The organism is Kineococcus aridisoli (assembly GCF_050871885.1).
Lineage (GTDB): Bacteria > Actinomycetota > Actinomycetes > Actinomycetales > Kineococcaceae > Kineococcus.
In genome coordinates this window covers 1-15,471 of sequence record NZ_JBJLSF010000004.1, presented here as the reverse complement: position 1 = coordinate 15,471, position 15,471 = coordinate 1, and the positions used below count along the sequence as shown (strand labels likewise).

Genomic DNA, 15,471 nt, shown 5'->3' with positions numbered 1-15,471 from the left:
ACACCGCCGCCCACCGCCCGGAGGTCCTCGTGGACACCGCACGCCGCCCTGCCCGCACCCGCCGCGCCCTCGGCCTCGCCGCGGTCGCCACCGCTGCCGCCGCGCTCGTCGGCGGGGCCGGAGCGGCGCACGCGGCTCCCGCCACCACCGGTGACGGGGCCGCCGCCTGGCGCTCCTACGAGCTCGTCAACGCCGCCCGCGCCTCCGCCGGGCTGGCTCCCCTCGTGCTGACCGAGGAGGCCAACCGCGTCGCCACCGACTGGGCGTTCCGGATGGCCGGCGACAGCCGCCTGCAGCACAACCCCGACCTCGCGCACCAGCTGACGGGCTACCGCTTCTACGCCGAGAACGTCGGCGTCGGCGCGGACGCGGAGCAGCTGCACGGCGCCTTCATGGCCTCGCCCGCGCACCGCGACAACGTCCTGCGCCCGCAGGTCAGCGTCGTCGGCTTCGGCGCGGTGCGCTCGGCGGACGGCCGGGTGTGGATCGTCGAGGTCTTCGAGCAGCCCGACCACCCGGTGACGCCCCTCTTCCCCGCCCCGGCCACCGCGCAGCCCGCCGCCGCGCCCGCGGCGCAGCCGCTGCCCGTCCCGGCCGGGGAGGTCGTGGTCGGCGCCGCCGCCCCCGACCTGGAGCGCCGCACCCGCGACGCGCGCTGATCAGCGCAGCCGCAGCAGCACCAGCGTCGTGTCGTCCCCGGCGCCGCCGGGGACCGCGGTGAGCAGCCGGTCCGCGACGCCGGACATGTCCCCCGCGGGCAGCAGGTCGACCGCCGCGCTCGCGGCGGTCCTGGCCAGCGTCGCGGTCGTCTCGTCCAGGCCGGAGCCCCGGCGCTCGACGAGGCCGTCGCTGTAGAGCAGCAGGAACGCGTCGGCCGGCAGCGGCACCCGCACCGTCTCGGCCTCCAGCCCGGTGACCGGCCCGAAGCCCGGCCCGAACCCCAGCCCGAGCACCGGCCGCGGGGGGACCTCCAGCGCGCGGGCCCCCGTGGCGTCCACCAGCAGCGGCGGCGGGTGCCCGGCGCTGGCCAGCTCCACCACCGCCCCGGCACCACCCGCGGCGGGGTGCACCACCGCGACGAGGGCGGTGGCCATGTGGTTGCCCAGCAGCGTGCCGACGAGCGCGTCCAGGCGGTCCAGCGCCGAGGCGGGGCTGTGCCCCTCCAGCAGGTAGGCGCGCAGCGCCGTGCGCAGCTGCGCCATCGCGGCCGCCGCGTGCACGCCGTGGCCGGCGACGTCGCCGACGACCAGCGCCACCCGTCCCTCCTCGAGGGCCATCACGTCCCACCAGTCCCCGCCCAGCTGCCCGCCCTCGGCGGGCTGGTAGCGGGCCAGGACGTCCACCCCCGGCACCACCGGTGCCTCGTCGAGGACGACGGCGCGCTGCAGGGACTCGGCGATCGCGATCTGGTCGCGCGAGCGGCCGAGCATGACGCCGGTGACCTGGCTGCGCAGCCGGTCCGCGACGGAGCCGTGCCAGGGCCGCCAGGGGGCGCTGCGCCCGCGCACGACCTCGCGCCACTTCTCGAAGCTCGTGCGCGGGCTGATCCGCACGTCCGGGCCCTCGCCCTCGGCGATCTTCGCGTTGTGCGGGTCGCCGCCCCAGTCGACGACCTCGGGCTGCTCCGGGCGCACCCACAGCAGCCAGCCCTGGCCGTCGACGCCGACCCGCAGCGCGCCCGCCGCCCGGTCGGCCACGTCGGCCAGCGCCGGGCTCAGCGAGGCGAGGTGGTCGGTGAAGACCGGTGCGCCGTCGGCGCGGGCCAGCAGGGTCGCGATGCGCTGCAGCGCCGCGCGCGGCGGCACGCTGCCGTGCGTCAGCAGCCGGTGCCCCGTCCACAGGGCGACGCCGCCGGCGTCCAGCAGGCGCAGCAGCCGCCCGTCCTCGACGAGGGTGACCAGCGGTTCGCGCCCGCTGGCGGAGACGGTGGCGACGATGTCGCCCAGCAGCTCCTGGGCGGCCAGCGCCTGGTCGCGCTCGGCCGAGCGCACCCGCTCACCCACCAGCTGGGAGGCGGTCTGGCCCAGGAACTCCGCCGCCGAGCGCGCGTCGTGGCTGGGCCGGTGCGCACCGGAGTAGTGGTGGCAGGCGATCAGCCCCCACAACCGCCCCTCGACGAGCAGGGAGACCGACATGGACGCGGTGACGCCCATGTTGCGCAGGTACTCCAGGTGGATGGGCGAGACGCTGCGCAGCACCGAGTGCGACAGGTCCAGCGGTGCCCCGCTGCCGGGGTCGAGCAGCGGGTGCAGCCGGGAGGGGGCGTAGTGCACGTCGGCGATCAGCCGGGTCCAGTTGACGGTGTAGAGCCGGCGGGCCTGGGCGGGGATGTCGGAGGCGGGGTAGTGCAGGCCCAGGAAGGCGTTGAGGTCCTCGCGGCGGTCCTCGGCGACGACCTCGCCGTTCCACTGCGCGTCGAAGCGGTAGACCATCACCCGGTCGAAGCCCGTCAGCTGCCGCACCTCGCGGGCCAGCCGCGCGCACAGCCCGTCGATGCCGGTGCTGCCGGCCAGCCGCGTCACCGCGGCGCGCGTGGAGCGGTAGGAGACCGTCGCCGCACCCGCCGCGTGGCCGACGGGTTCCAGCTCGACGACGAGGCGCTCCCCGGACACGTGCAGCACCGCGTCGACGGGCACGGGCCCGGCCGGGGTGGGCACGGTGGCCACCAGGGGTTCGGCGAGGTCCTCCAGCGCGTCCGCGGCCCGCACCTGCTCCGCCAGCTCCGGCCCCAGCAGGTCGGCCAGCGTCCGCCCGAGCACCTGCTCCAGCGGCCGGCCGAGGAACTGGGCGGTGTTCGCGGAGGCGACGACGACCCGGTGCCCGGCCCGCTCCACGGCCAGCAGCACGCCGTGCGGCTGCACCGCGCCCGGGACGTGGATGGGTTCGCTGTCGCAGGTGGTGAGGTCGACCGTCCCGTGCACCGGAGCGAACTCCTCCGGTGCCGGCGGGGCCCCCGCGGTCTCGGCGGTGCGGGCGGTGCCGCCGTCGCGGGGGTCGCGGTACGGGTGGTCGAGGTCCACGGGGCTCCAGGAGGGGTGGCGGGCGGCTGGTCGCACCCGGCCCCTCGACGGTAACCCGCCGCCACGGCGCGGTCTCGCCGAGCGGCGCCCGCCTCCTCCCGGAGCGCCGGCTCAGCGGTCGCGGTGCTCGGTGAGCCAGCCGTAGGGGGCCGCGAGCTGGTCGGCCTGCTCCGGGCCCCAGGTGCCCGGTTCGTAGGTCACCAGCTCGGGGCGCTGGTCCAGCAGCGGCTTGGCCACCCGCCACGCGTCGCGCAGCCCGTTCGAGGTCGTGAACAGCGCGCGGTCGCCGATGAGGACGTCGCGCAGCAGCGCCGCGTACGGCGGCAGGGGCTCGGCGTTGGGCAGGTCCGCCAGGTCCAGGGAGAGCCGGCCGGGCACCAGGTCGTCGGAGACGCCGGGGCGGCGGGCGGTGACCCCCGCCCACACGGTCCCGTTGCCGCTGAGGGTGAACGTGATCGTCTCGGGTTCGCCGTGGCCCTGCTGCGGGCTGTTCTCCACCGGCTTGAGCACCAGCGTCACGTGCTGGTGGGACTCGGCCATCTTCTTGCCGGTGCGCAGCACGAACGGCACCCCGGACCAGCGCTCGGTGTCCACCCACACGCGCGCGGCGACGAAGGTGTCGGTGTCCGAACCCTCCCGCACGTCCTGCAGTTCCCGGTACCCGCTGCCCTGGCCCAGGACGACGTCGGCGGGGTCGATGGCGCGGAACTTCGCCAGCACCGCCTCGCGGGCCTGCGCCAGCCCGTCGGAGGTCCACTGCGCCGGCGGGTCGAGGGCGACCTCGGCGGCGACCTGCAGCAGGTGGGTGACGAGCATGTCCAGCGTCGCGCCGGTCTCGTCGTAGAACTTCGCGCGCTCGTCGACGCCGAGGGTCTCGGGCACGTCGATCTGCACCTGGGCGACGTGGCGGTTGTTCCACAGGTGCTCGAACATGCGGTTGGCGAAGCGCAGCACGTGCAGCTGCTGGGTCGCCTCCTTGCCGAGGAAGTGGTCGATGCGGAAGACCTGCTCCTCCTCGAACACCGACAGCACGAGCCGGTCGAGCTCCTCGAAGGACTCCGGGGAGGTGCCGTACGGCTTCTCGTAGACCACGCGGGAACCCTCGGCGAGGCCGTGCGCCTCGATGGCGCGGGTGTAGTCCTCGAAGGTGGACGGCGGCAGCGCGAGGTAGTGCACGAGCTGCGCGTCCTCGCCGATCTCCGAGCGCGCGGCGGCGATCGCGTCGAGCAGTTCGCCCGCGTCGTCGGAGGTGAAGCCGCCGCCCGCGAACCGCAGCCCCGGCAGGATGCCCTCGACGACGTCGTCGCCGACCTTGCCGAACTCCTGCAGGCCCCGGCGCACGTGCTCGCGGTAGTCGTCGTCGGGCATCGCGCGCCGGCCGCTGCCGATGAGGACCCACTGCTCGGGCAGCAGGCCGGCCGCGGCGAGGGCGGCGAAACCGGGCATGACCAGGCGCTTGGCGAGGTCGCCGGTGGCGCCGTAGACGACGAAGACGGTGGGGCCGGCGCTCGTGGTGGCGCCCAGGGCGTTGCTCATGTCCGACTCCAACTGCTCCGGGGGTCCGATGATGCCCGTCGTACGCTACCGGGCCGGGCGCGGGCCGCCGCGGGTGCACCGGGCGGCCCGCACGCCGGCGCGCGGCTCAGCGGCCGAGGAGGCGCTCGTAGAACTCCGCGGGGTCCTTGGCCAGGCTCGCCTTGACCATCTCGCTCCAGTCGTCGACGACGACCTCGATCCGGCCGGCCTCCACCCCGTCGAGCACCGCGCGCGCGACGTCCGCCGGGTCGGTCTTGGGGCCGTCGTAGTCGCCCATCATGTCGGTGTCCGCGGCACCCAGGTGCACGGAGGTCACCAGGGTGCCCTGGCCGGCCAGCTCCAGGCGCACGGCGTTGGACATGTTCCAGACGGCGGCCTTGGAGGCGGCGTACGCGCCGGCGCCGGGGAAGGCGAACCAGGACAGCGCCGAGGCGACGTTGACGATCGCGCCGCCGCCGTTGGCCGCGAGGACGGGTGCGAAGGCGCGCACCATCCCCAGCGTTCCCCAGAAGTTCACGTCCATCTCGCGGCGGGCGCCCTCCAGGTCGCCCGTGGCCAGGCCGGCGCCGGTGGAGATGCCGGCGTTGTTGACGAGGAGGTCGACGTCGCCGGCGGCGGCCGCGGCGGCCGCGACCGCCTCGGGGTCGGTGATGTCGAGGGCGAGCACCCGCGCGCCCGGCAGGTCGACGCTCTCGGGGCGGCGGGCGGCCGCGTAGACGGTCGCGCCGCGCTCGAGCAGCTGGGCGGCGAGGTGGCGGCCGATGCCGCGGTTGGCTCCGGTGACGAGCGCGGTGGCTCCGGTGATCTGCATGCGGGTACGCTAGGACCTGACGCCGACGTCAGAGGCAAGTCGGCGGCGGGGACGACCCACCGGACGGGGGAGCAGTGCGCATCGGGGACGTGGCCGCGCAGGCCGGGGTGAGCGTGCGGGCGCTGCGCTACTACGAGGAGCAGTCGCTGCTGCCCGCCCGGCGCAGCCCCAGCGGGCAGCGCCGCTACGACGAGTCCGCCGTGCAGCGGGTGCGGATCATCCAGCAGCTGTACGCCGCGGGCCTGAACAGCCGGGTGATCGCCGAGGTGCTGCCGTGCGTCGACACGGGCACCTCCACCCCCGAGCTGCGCCGGCGCCTGGCCGCCGAGCGCGACCGCATCGACCGGCAGCTGGCCGAGCTCGCGGCCGCCCGCGACCAGCTGGAGGCCGTCATCGCCACCGCCGAGCACCCGCCCGAGGGGTGCACCCGTGTCGGCTGACGAGCAGGCGCGCTTCGAGGCGCTGCGCCGCACCGCCGGGGCCAAGGGCTGGACGCTGGAGGCGCCCACGAAGCGCCACCCCGGCTACCTGCTGACCAGCGGGAAGCCGGGGGCGAAGGACGCCCGCATCGCCTTCGGCGAGAACGGTCCCGTCCTCACCCTCGCCGAGGTGGAGGCCTGGCTGCGGGAGCTGCCGAAGGGCTGAACCCCGTGCCCGCGCCCCGTCAGCGCGCCCCGGCGGCGGTGGGGGCGGCCGGGTCGGGCGCGGCGGCGGAACCCCGCCACGGCTGCGGGACCTCCTGGAGCACCCGCCGGGCCGCCTCGCCGATGACCGCGCTGTACGTCGGGTACGCGAACTCCACCCGGGCCAGCGTCGCCACGTCGACCCCCGCGGCCATCGCGGTCGTCACCGCCTGCACGACCTCGACGGCCTCCTCGCCCACGGCGTGCGCGCCGAGGACCACCTCGCGGCGGCGGTCCACGACGAGCTTGAGGAAACCCCTCGTCCGGTCGTCGATGAGGGGGCGCTCCATCTGCGCGAACGGCACGGTGCTGACCAGGCACCGCGCGTCGCGCGCGCGGGCCTGCTCCTCGGTGAGTCCGACACCGGCGTAGTCGGGGTCGGTGAACCCGCCGCTGGGCAGCAGCAGGTGCCGGGCGCGCCGGCGCGAGCCGAGCACGGCGTTCTCGGCGGCGACCTCCGCCTCGGCGTGCGCCGCCTGCACGAGCATCGACCGCCCGTTGGCGTCCCCGGCGGCGAAGACGTGCGGTGCGCTCGTGCGCAGGTGCTCGTCGACGACGATGCCCGAGCGGCCCGTCTCGACACCCGCCCGCTCCAGCCCCAGGCCCTCCACCGCCGCGGGCCACCCGACGCTGAGCACGACGGCGTCGAAGGGTTCCACCCGCTGCCCGCCGTCCTCGCGCCACGCCAGGTCGAGCGCACCGTCCGCGCGGCGCGCCAGGGAGTCCACGCCCTCGATCCCGGTGCGCACGCGCACGCCCTGCTCCTCGAACGCCGCGTGCACCGCGTGCGAGACGTCGGCGTCCGCGGTGGGCAGCACGCGCGGGGCCAGGTCCAGCAGCAGCACCTCGCTGCCCAGGGCCCGGAACACCGTGACGAGCTGGGCGCCGGTGTTCCCGGCCCCCACCACGGCCAGCCGCCGCGGCAGCGCGGGCAGGTCCAGCACCGTCTCGGGGTAGGTCGCCAGTTCCGCGCCCGGCAGCGGCAGGCGGCGCGAGCGCCCGCCCACGCAGAGCAGGACGTTCTCCCCGCGCACGCGGCGGCCGCTGCCGGTCAGCTCCAGCACGTGCGGGTCGACGAAGCGGGCCGGCCCTTCCAGCACGAGGTCCACGCCCAGGTCGGCCAGGCGCTCGGCGTCCGCCCTGGCGGCCTGCACGCGCTCCACGGTGGCGCGGACCCTGGCGACGGTGGCCGGCCAGTCGATCGTCTGCTGCGGCACCGCGATGCCGTGCTCGGCGGCGGTGCGCACCTCGCGCACCAGGCGCGCGGTCTTGGCCAGCACCCGGGTCGGCACGCACCCGGTGTTCACGCACGTCCCGCCGGTGCGGCGCCCCTCCAGCAGCGCGGTGCGCGCCCCCAGCTCGGCCGCCCGGACGGCGGCCGACGTCCCCGCCGGCCCACCGCCCACCACGACGACGTCGTACTCGGCCACGTCCTGCCCGGCCGCGTCCCGCCCGGCCACGTCCCGCTCGGTCCCGTCCACGCGCCCACCGTGCCCCCATCGGCCGCGGCGCGCCACCGGCCGGGTCTCAGCCCCACCCGTCCTCGGCCGGCGCGTCCTGGGCCCGGCCCCCGCGCAGGCGCTCCATCTCGCGCCGGTCGCGCTTGGTGGGGCGCCCGGCGCCGCGGTCGCGGGTGCCGAACGCCCCGAAGAACTCGTCCTTCGGCGGTGGTGGCGGGGAGTTGTCCACGTAGGCCTCCCGGGCCAGCGGTGCGCCCACCCGCTTGTCCAGCAGGCGCACCACCTCGAACACCTTCTCGTAGCCCTCGGCCCGGATGCGGACCTCGTCGCCCTCGTGGACGGTCGTGGCGGGTTTGGCGCGCTCGCCGTTGAGGCGGACGTGCCCCGCCTTGACCGCGGCGGCCGCCACGGAACGGCTCTTGAACAACCGCACCGCCCACGTCCACTGGTCGATCCTCGTCACGACGCCACCGTCACGAACCCGCGAGGACCCCGTCGACGAGCTCCTGCGCCTCGGCCTGGACCTGGCGCAGGTGGTCGGAGCCCTTGAACGACTCGGCGTAGATCTTGTAGACGTCCTCGGTGCCGGAGGGGCGGGCGGCGAACCAGGCGTTCTCGGTGACGACCTTCAGACCGCCGATCTTCGCGCCGTTGCCGGGGGCCTCGGTGAGCTTGGCGACGATCCGCTCACCGGCGAACGAGTCCGCGGTGACCTGGTCGGCCGACAGCTTCGCCAGCGTCGCCTTCTGCTCGCGCGTGGCGGCCGCGTCGCTGCGCTTGTACTGCGGGCGGCCGAACTCGGCGACCAGGTCGCCGTAGTGCTCGCTGGGGGTGCGGCCGGTGGTGGCGATGATCTCCGAGGCCAGCAGCGCCAGCAGGATGCCGTCCTTGTCGGTGCTCCACACCGAGCCGTCGCGGCGCAGGAACGAGGCGCCGGCGCTCTCCTCGCCGCCGAAGCCGACGGAGGCGTCGAGCAGGCCCGGCACGAACCACTTGAACCCGACGGGGACCTCCAGCAGCTCGCGGCCCAGCTTCGCCGCGACCCGGTCGATCATCGAGCTGGACACCAGGGTCTTGCCGATCGCGGCACCGGACGGCCAGCCCTCGCGGGTGCCGAACAGGTACTGGATCGCCACCGCGAGGTAGTGGTTGGGGTTCATCAGGCCGTAGTCCGGCGTCACGATGCCGTGCCGGTCGGAGTCGGCGTCGTTGCCGGTGGCGACCTGGAACTCCGAGCGCCGGTCGATGAGGGAGTGCATCGCCGACGGCGAGGAGCAGTCCATGCGGATCTTGCCGTCCCAGTCCAGCGTCATGAACCGCCACGTCGGGTCCACGAGGGGGTTGACGACGGTGAGGTCGAGGCGGTGCCGCTCGGCGATCTCCTGCCAGAACTCCACGCTCGCCCCGCCCAGCGGGTCGGCGCCGATGCGCACCCCGGCCGAGCGGATCGCGTCGATGTCCAGGACGTTCGGCAGGTCGTCGACGTAGGTGCCCAGGAAGTCGTAGCCCTGCGCGGCGGCGCGGGCCCTCGCGAACGGCACGCGCCGCACGCCGTCCAGGCCGGACTCCAGGTAGGAGTTGGCCCGCTGCGCGATCCAGCCGGTGGCGTCGGTGTCGGCCGGCCCGCCGTTCGGCGGGTTGTACTTGAAACCGCCGTCGCGCGGGGGGTTGTGCGAGGGGGTGACGACGATGCCGTCGGCCAGGCCGGGACCGCTCGTGCGGATCCGCGACCCCGCTCCCGAGCCCTCGCGGTTGGCGCGCAGGATCGCGTGCGAGACGGCCGGCGTGGGCGTCCAGCTGTCGCGGTCGTCGACGAGCACGGTGACGTCGTTGGCCGCGAGGACCTCCAGCGCGGAGGTCCACGCGGGCTCGGACAGGGCGTGGGTGTCGCGCCCCAGGAACAGCGGCCCGTCGTAGCCCTGCTCGCGGCGGTGGTCGACGATCGCCTGGGTCGTGGCGAGGATGTGCTGCTCGTTGAACGCCGCGTCCAGGCTGGAGCCGCGGTGCCCGGACGTGCCGAACGACACCCGCTGGGCGACCTCGCCGGGGTCGGGCTGCGTCGCGTAGTAGGCGGTGACGACGTGCGCGACGTCGATGAGGTCCGAGGGTTCGGCGTGCTGTCCTGCGCGCGGGTGCGTCATGGCTCCTCTTCCGGCGGCGGTCGGTCGTGACGATGATGCTGCACCCCGTCACCCCGGCCCGCCAGTGCCCCCGCGCTCACCCCCCGGGGGGCTCGCCCCCGGTCCCCGCGTCAGCCGGGTCCGCGGGTCGCGTGGACCGCGTGGATCCCGTGGATCGCGGCGAGGCCGCCGCCCACCGCCGCGAAGGCGTCGGAGCGGGCGCCGTCGAGGCGCGGCAGCAGGTCCGGGCGCAGCTCCGCCAGCAGCTCGTGCAGCCGCTGGACGCTGCGGAAGACCGCCGCGACCTCCGCGTCCGCCAGGGCGCCCGGCCGGGTGCCCGGCGGGGTTCGCGGGACGTCCTCGTCGACCGTGCTCATGACCGCTCCTTCGCGCCGGGCACCTGCGGAACGGCCATGCTCCCCGCGCCGGCGGCCGGCGGGCAGACCCGGCCACCCGTCCGGGTCAGCGGCGCCCCGTGCGGGGCGCCGCCGCCGGGACGGTGGCCGCTAGCCCGCGACGGCGGACAGCGGGCGCGGGCCCGGTGCCGCGCTGTCGACGGCGACGCCCTCCTCGCCCCAGCCGAGCCCGGACAGCCGCACGCGGCCCCAGTGCGCCGGCAGCGCGGGGTCGGTGCTGCAGCGCCCGTGCGGCAGGCAGACGTCCAGGCGCAGCAGCGCCGTGAGCAGCCCGATCGGGGTGGCCGCCGCCCACGCCTGCGGCGAGCAGGACGTCGGGTAGGGCACGGGAGCGGGCGCCTCGCCCCGCTCGAAGCCGCAGAACAGCTCCGGCAGGCGCCCACCGGTCGCCGCCGCCGCGCCGAGCAGCCCCGTCGCGATCCGCTGCGTGGCCTCGGTGAACCCGTACCGCGCGAGCCCGCTCGCGATGAGGGCGTTGTCGTGCGGCCACACCGAGCCGTTGTGGTAGCTCACGGGGTTGTAGCGGCCCTCGGTCGAGGCCAGGGTGCGCACGCCCCACCCGGTGAACATCGCCGGGGACAGCAGGTGCTCGGCGACCTGGGCCGCCTTCCCGGGGTCGGCCAGCCCCGTCCACAGGCAGTGCCCCTGGTTGGAGGCCAGGGCGTCGACCTGCCGCTTGCGCCCGTCGAGGGCGAGGGCGTAGCAACCGCGCCCGGGCATCCAGAACGCCTCGTCGACGTCGCGGCGCAGCCGCTCGGCGAGCTGCTCCCAGCGCGTCGCCGCGCCCTCGTCGCCCACGAGGCGGGCCAGGTGCGCACGGGCCCGGTAGGCGCCGTACACGTACGCCTGCACCTCCACGAGGGCGATCGGTCCCTCGGCGAGCCGGCCGTCGGCGAAGGAGACGGCGTCGCCGGAGTCCTTCCAGCCCTGGTTGAGCAGCCCGCGGTCGGTCTTGCGCCGGTACTCCACGAACCCGTCGCCGTCGAGGTCGCCGTGCTCGCGGACCCACTCCAGCGCCCGGTCGGCCGCCGGCAGCAGCGCCCGCACCTCCTCCAGGGGAGCCCCCCAGCGGGCGAGCGCGTCGAGGACGACGACGAACAGCGGGGTCGCGTCGACGCTGCCGTAGTAGACGCTGCTGCCGCCCAGGGCCCGGTCGGCGTCCACCCCCAGGCGCACCTCGTGCAGGACCTTGCCCGGTTCCTCCTCGCTCATGGGGTCCACGCGCCGGCCCTGGTGGTCCGCGAGGGTCTGCAGCGTGCCCAGCGCCAGGCCCGGGTCGAAGGGCAGGGCCAGCCAGCTCGTCAGCAGCGAGTCGCGGCCGAAGAGCGCCATGAACCAGGGCGCTCCCGCCGCGACGACGTCGGCGCCGGGGCGCCGGGGGTCGGCGATGCGCAGGGCGCCCAGGTCGAGCACGCTGCGCCGCAGCGCCTGGGCGAGGACGGGGTCGTCGCAGGTGACGTCCGGGCTGGCGCGGCGGCGCTCGCGCAGCCGCTGCGCGGGAGCGGTGGACTCCAGCGGGCGGTCCAGCGGGAAGGACGTCCCGACCTCCCCGTCCTCGGTGGAGGGCAGCACCTCGATCGTCGTGCGCCACTCGCCGTGGGCGGGGACGACCGCCCGCCACAGCAGCGCCCCCGGCAGCGCGGTGGCGCCCTGGCCGCGCACCCGCACACCGCGGCCGCGGCCGCCGTGGGCGACGGTGAGGACGAGGTCCTCCCCGCGCGGGGTGCGCTGGGTGACGGTGCGGCGGCCCGCACGGCCTTCCTTGACGTCGAACAGGTCGGCGAAGTCCGCCTCGACGACCAGCTGCAGGCCGATCCCGGCGGGTTCCAGCCCGTAGTTGCGCACGACGACGTCCTCGCGCAGGCCGTCGGCCGCCATCCGCCGCCGCTCGACGACGAGCGTGCCGTCGGCCAGCCCGGGCCGCGGCGCGGCCCGGGTGGTGAAGACGGCGGAGAACGGTTCGGGCAGGTGGGCGCTCAGCGGTTGCAGGGGTTCGTCGTCCAGCAGCAGCTGCCACCCCGAGACGACGCGGGTGTCGCGGAAGAACACCCCGTGCGGGCGGTGCGGGTGCATGTCGCCGGCGGCGTCGCTCACGCAGAAGGAGGCGCCCTCGACGAGGGTGACGTCACCACCGGTGAGCGGTTCCGCGACCGGGGCGCCCGCCCCGGGGACCCCGGTGCCCGGCAGCCCGGTGCTCATGCCGTCGCCTCCCGCCCGGTCGAGCGGGTGAGGGCCTCGACACCGCGCCCGCCTTCGACGATCATGCGGAACACCCGCTCGTAGCCCTCGGCCATCACCGGCAGGTCGAAGTGCTGCTGCGCGTGCGCGCGGCAGGCGGCCGGGTCCAGGTCGGCGGCCAGGCGCAGCGCGGCCGGCAGCTCCTCGGGCGTGCGGACGACCAGACCGCTGCGGCCGTGCGCGACGACCTCCGGGACGCTCCCGCGCTGCAGCGCGACGACCGGTGTGCCGCAGGCCATCGCCTCGATCATCACCATGCCGAAGGGTTCCTCCCACTGGACGGGGAACACCAGGGCGCGGGCACCGGCGAGCAGTTCCCGCTTCAGGGCCGCGTCGGCCTCGCCGACGTACTCCGCGTCCGGGCCGAGGCGGTGGCGCACGGCCTGCTCGAAGTACCGCTTCTCCCCGGGTTCGCTGCACTTGCCGGCCAGGACGATGCGCTGACCCGATGCGCGCGCGGCGTCGACGGCCAGGTGCGGCCCCTTCTCGGGGTTCATCCGCCCCAGCCACAGCAGGTGGTCGCCCTTGTCCGCGCGGAAGGGGAAGCTGGAGACGTCGACGGCGTTGTGCACGCGCCCGACCCAGTTGAGGCCGGGGTTCAGCCGGCGCTGGGCGTCGGAGATGGCGACGACGTCGACGCTGTCGCCGAGGCGGCGGACGTACTCGCCGTGCTCGCCGTCGACGGGGCCGTGCATCGTCATGACGGTGGGCGTCCCGCGCCCGCGGGCCAGCAGGGGCCCGGCGAGGCTGTGGTCGTGCACCACGTCGACCTCCAGGCCCTCCAGCGCCTCGGCGGCCGCGGCTGCGTGCAGCACCTCCGGCGCGGACTCGCCCACCCGCGCCGACGGGGGTTCGGCGAAGACCTGCACGAACCGGGCGGCCCGGGTGCGGTGCGTCCCGGACCCCACGAGCGTCACCTCGTGGCCGCGGGCGGCGAGGGAGTCGACGAGGTCGGCGACGACGGACTCGATGCCGCCGTAGCCGCGGGGGGGCAGTGCGAACCAGGGCGGGGCGACGACGGCGATGCGCAGGGCGTCCCGCGGGGCGGGAGCGGGGCGCGGGACGACGGGGACGTCGGAGAGCGTCATGGGCATCCTCCAGCGATCAGGCCGAAAGGTGTTGCCGCGCAGCAGGAGCGCCGGCTACTCCGCTTTTAGCACTTCCGGCGCCGGAGTGCCAAGAGGTGTCCGGCCGGGCTGCCGGGTCAGCGGCGCTCGCCCGCGCGCGGTGCCGGGACCCCGGCCACCACCGCCTCGGCCGGCACCGGTCGGCCGACGTGGAACCCCTGCAGCGCGCTCACCCCCAGGCGGCGCAGCTCCTCCGCCTGGGCGGCGGTCTCCACGCCCTCGGCCGTCACCCGCAGCCCCAGGCCGACCGCCAGGTTGGTGAGCATCTGCACCACGGCGCGGTCACCGCCGCGGGTGAGCACGCCCGCCACGAAGGACCGGTCGATCTTCATGCCCGCCACCGGGATCGTCGACAGGTTGCGCAGGCTGGAGGCGCCCGCACCCATGTCGTCGACGACGAGGGCGACCCCCGCCCGCGCGAGCGCGTTCAGCTGCGGGACCGCGCACTCCAGCGTGGACAGCGACGCCGTCTCGGGCAGCTCCAGGCGCAGCTGCCCGGGGGTGCAGCCCGCGGCGCGCACCTGCGCCAGCACCCGCTCGGCCAGGTCGGGGGTGCCCAGGCTGGCGGGCGAGAGGTTGACGTTCACCAGCGGCGGCACCCCGGCGCCCCGCCTGCGCAGCGGCAGCCAGCGGGCGAGCTGGCCCAGCGCCGTGCCCAGGACCCACCGGTCCAGCGCGACCTCCAGGTGCTCGGCCCGCGCGGCCGCCAGCACGTCCCCGGCGCCGAGCAGGCCGCGGGCGGGGTGCTGCCAGCGCACGAGCGCCTCGACGGTGAGCAGGTCGCGGGTGCGCGCGTCGACGATCGGCTGGTAGTGCAGGACCAGCTCGCCCTCCGCCAGCGCCTGCTGCAGCGACAGCGGTGCGCGGGTGCCCGCGGCGGCGCCGGGGCCGTCGCCGACGGCGGACACCGTGCTGATGCGGTCCCCGCCGGCCTGCTTGGCCGCGTACATCGCCGTGTCCGCCTCGCGCACCAGGGTGTCGGCGCGGATCCGCCGGGGCAGGCGCACCGACAGCGCCGCGCCGATGCTGGCGGTGCTGCGGGCGCGCGGGTCCAGCTCGCCGTCGTCGCGGCGCACGGCCTCCAGGTGCCGCTCGGCGAGGGCGTGCAGCGCCCGCGCGGCCTGCTCGTCGTCGCGGCCGGGCACCAGGCAGGCGATGGCGAACTCGTCACCGCCCAGGCGGGCGACGACGTCCTGGGGGCGCGCCGCGTCGAGCAGCCTGCGGGCGACCGAGCGGATGAGCGCGTCGCCGGCGGCGTGCCCGAGGGTGTCGTTGACGGTCTTCAGCCGGTCGAGGTCGACGAAGACGACGCCGACCCGGCTGCCGGCGTCCGCGTCCGCACCCGCGTCCGCACCCGCGTCCGCGGGCGGCACGGAGGCGACGATCCGCTCCAGGTGGCTGAAGAAGGCGCCCCGGTTGACCAGCCCGGTCAGCGGGTCGCGGCTGGCGTGCCAGGCCATCCGGCCGGCGGCCGCCTCCATGAGGACCGCGACCGGCAGCACCCGCCAGCCGTCCCCGCGGCGCAGGACGAGGTCGTCGGCCCGGCGCTCGCGCGGGCGCTCCAGGACGACCTCCAGCGCGGTCCCCACCGTGGCGTCGCCGGGCACGACGCGGGTGTCGAAGTCGGTCACCTGGGCCACCGTGCGGCGGGCCAGCAGGGCGCGGCCGAAGCCGAACGGCCCGCTGAGGGCGTGCTCGAAGCGCTGCCGCTGCACGGAGCCCACGGCTCCGCTGGCCCGGTCGAGGACCACGACGCTGGAGTGCTCGTGCGGTGCGCCGGTGCGCAGCCGCCCGTCGAGCTCGGCGCACGTGGTGGTGGCGTCGACGACCAGCGCGTCGGTGGCCAGGTCCCACAGCGACGCCGACGACTGCACCGGCAGGCCGGCCAGCAGGACCGCGTCCGTGAACGTCGTGCCGTCGGGGCCCGCCGGGTCCACCCCGGGGGGGAGCGGGGTCACCGCACGTCCACCTCGCCGTCCCTCCGGTCCCTGCCGCGCCGGGTCCCAGGCTCGCACGCCCGTCCCCGGTCCCCGCGGGACCCGGCCGTCCGCGGACGGCCG

The 15,471-nt window shown here is 76.3% G+C and carries 13 protein-coding genes; 3 read left to right on the top strand and 10 right to left on the bottom strand.

Going from position 1 to position 15,471, the window contains the following annotated elements; genetic code table 11:
• Window positions 1-29 precede the first annotated feature (29 nt).
• On the top strand, window positions 30-659 hold the full coding sequence (locus tag ACRYM2_RS02065) for a CAP domain-containing protein (RefSeq protein WP_432519492.1): 630 nt from the start codon (window positions 30-32) through the stop codon (window positions 657-659).
• Here the strand turns inward: ACRYM2_RS02065 and ACRYM2_RS02060 are convergent, their stop codons facing one another.
• The 3 genes from ACRYM2_RS02060 to ACRYM2_RS02050 form a co-directional block, all read right to left on the bottom strand.
• The gene (locus ACRYM2_RS02060; RefSeq protein ID WP_432519490.1) at window positions 660-3,020 is read right to left on the bottom strand and encodes a SpoIIE family protein phosphatase; all 2,361 of its coding nucleotides are present in this window, start codon (window positions 3,018-3,020) and stop codon (window positions 660-662) included.
• A gap of 111 nt (window positions 3,021-3,131) precedes the next feature.
• Window positions 3,132-4,556: a glucose-6-phosphate dehydrogenase gene (locus ACRYM2_RS02055; protein WP_432519489.1), complete on the bottom strand. Its 1,425-nt coding sequence runs from the start codon at window positions 4,554-4,556 to the stop codon at window positions 3,132-3,134.
• Between the two features lie 106 nt (window positions 4,557-4,662).
• Window positions 4,663-5,367 (bottom strand): SDR family oxidoreductase, encoded by a 705-nt coding sequence (locus tag ACRYM2_RS02050; protein WP_432519487.1) that lies wholly within the window; start codon window positions 5,365-5,367, stop codon window positions 4,663-4,665.
• 74 nt (window positions 5,368-5,441) lie between these two features.
• On the opposite strand from ACRYM2_RS02050, the gene ACRYM2_RS02045 reads away from it, so the two are divergent.
• On the top strand, window positions 5,442-5,807 hold the full coding sequence (locus tag ACRYM2_RS02045; RefSeq protein WP_432519485.1) for a MerR family transcriptional regulator: 366 nt from the start codon (window positions 5,442-5,444) through the stop codon (window positions 5,805-5,807).
• Window positions 5,797-6,012, top strand: a complete 216-nt coding sequence (locus ACRYM2_RS02040; protein WP_432519484.1) for a hypothetical protein — start codon at window positions 5,797-5,799, stop codon at window positions 6,010-6,012. Before ACRYM2_RS02045 ends, ACRYM2_RS02040 begins: the two co-directional genes overlap by 11 nt.
• A 19-nt stretch (window positions 6,013-6,031) precedes the next feature.
• Here the strand turns inward: ACRYM2_RS02040 and ACRYM2_RS02035 are convergent, their stop codons facing one another.
• The 7 genes from ACRYM2_RS02035 to ACRYM2_RS02005 all read right to left on the bottom strand — a co-directional run bounded on the left by ACRYM2_RS02035 (window position 6,032) and on the right by ACRYM2_RS02005 (window position 15,369).
• On the bottom strand, window positions 6,032-7,531 hold the full coding sequence (locus ACRYM2_RS02035; RefSeq protein WP_432519483.1) for a dihydrolipoyl dehydrogenase family protein: 1,500 nt from the start codon (window positions 7,529-7,531) through the stop codon (window positions 6,032-6,034).
• A gap of 46 nt (window positions 7,532-7,577) precedes the next feature.
• Window positions 7,578-7,973, bottom strand: coding sequence for an RNA-binding S4 domain-containing protein (locus tag ACRYM2_RS02030; protein WP_432519482.1), 396 nt, complete (start codon window positions 7,971-7,973; stop codon window positions 7,578-7,580).
• A gap of 10 nt (window positions 7,974-7,983) precedes the next feature.
• The gene (gene pgm / locus ACRYM2_RS02025; protein WP_432519481.1) at window positions 7,984-9,651 is read right to left on the bottom strand and encodes a phosphoglucomutase (alpha-D-glucose-1,6-bisphosphate-dependent); all 1,668 of its coding nucleotides are present in this window, start codon (window positions 9,649-9,651) and stop codon (window positions 7,984-7,986) included.
• 110 nt (window positions 9,652-9,761) lie between these two features.
• Complete coding sequence (locus ACRYM2_RS02020; RefSeq protein ID WP_432519480.1) at window positions 9,762-10,007, bottom strand: hypothetical protein; 246 nt, start codon at window positions 10,005-10,007, stop codon at window positions 9,762-9,764.
• Between the two features lie 129 nt (window positions 10,008-10,136).
• Window positions 10,137-12,245: an amylo-alpha-1,6-glucosidase gene (locus ACRYM2_RS02015; protein ID WP_432519479.1), complete on the bottom strand. Its 2,109-nt coding sequence runs from the start codon at window positions 12,243-12,245 to the stop codon at window positions 10,137-10,139.
• Window positions 12,242-13,372 carry a glycosyltransferase family 4 protein gene (locus ACRYM2_RS02010; protein WP_432519477.1) on the bottom strand — a complete coding sequence of 377 codons (1,131 nt, stop codon included), beginning with the start codon at window positions 13,370-13,372 and terminating at the stop codon, window positions 12,242-12,244. The genes ACRYM2_RS02015 and ACRYM2_RS02010 overlap by 4 nt, the downstream gene beginning before the upstream one ends.
• Window positions 13,373-13,488: 116 nt before the next feature.
• Window positions 13,489-15,369 carry a putative bifunctional diguanylate cyclase/phosphodiesterase gene (locus ACRYM2_RS02005; protein ID WP_432519476.1) on the bottom strand — a complete coding sequence of 627 codons (1,881 nt, stop codon included), beginning with the start codon at window positions 15,367-15,369 and terminating at the stop codon, window positions 13,489-13,491.
• Window positions 15,370-15,471 lie beyond the last annotated feature (102 nt).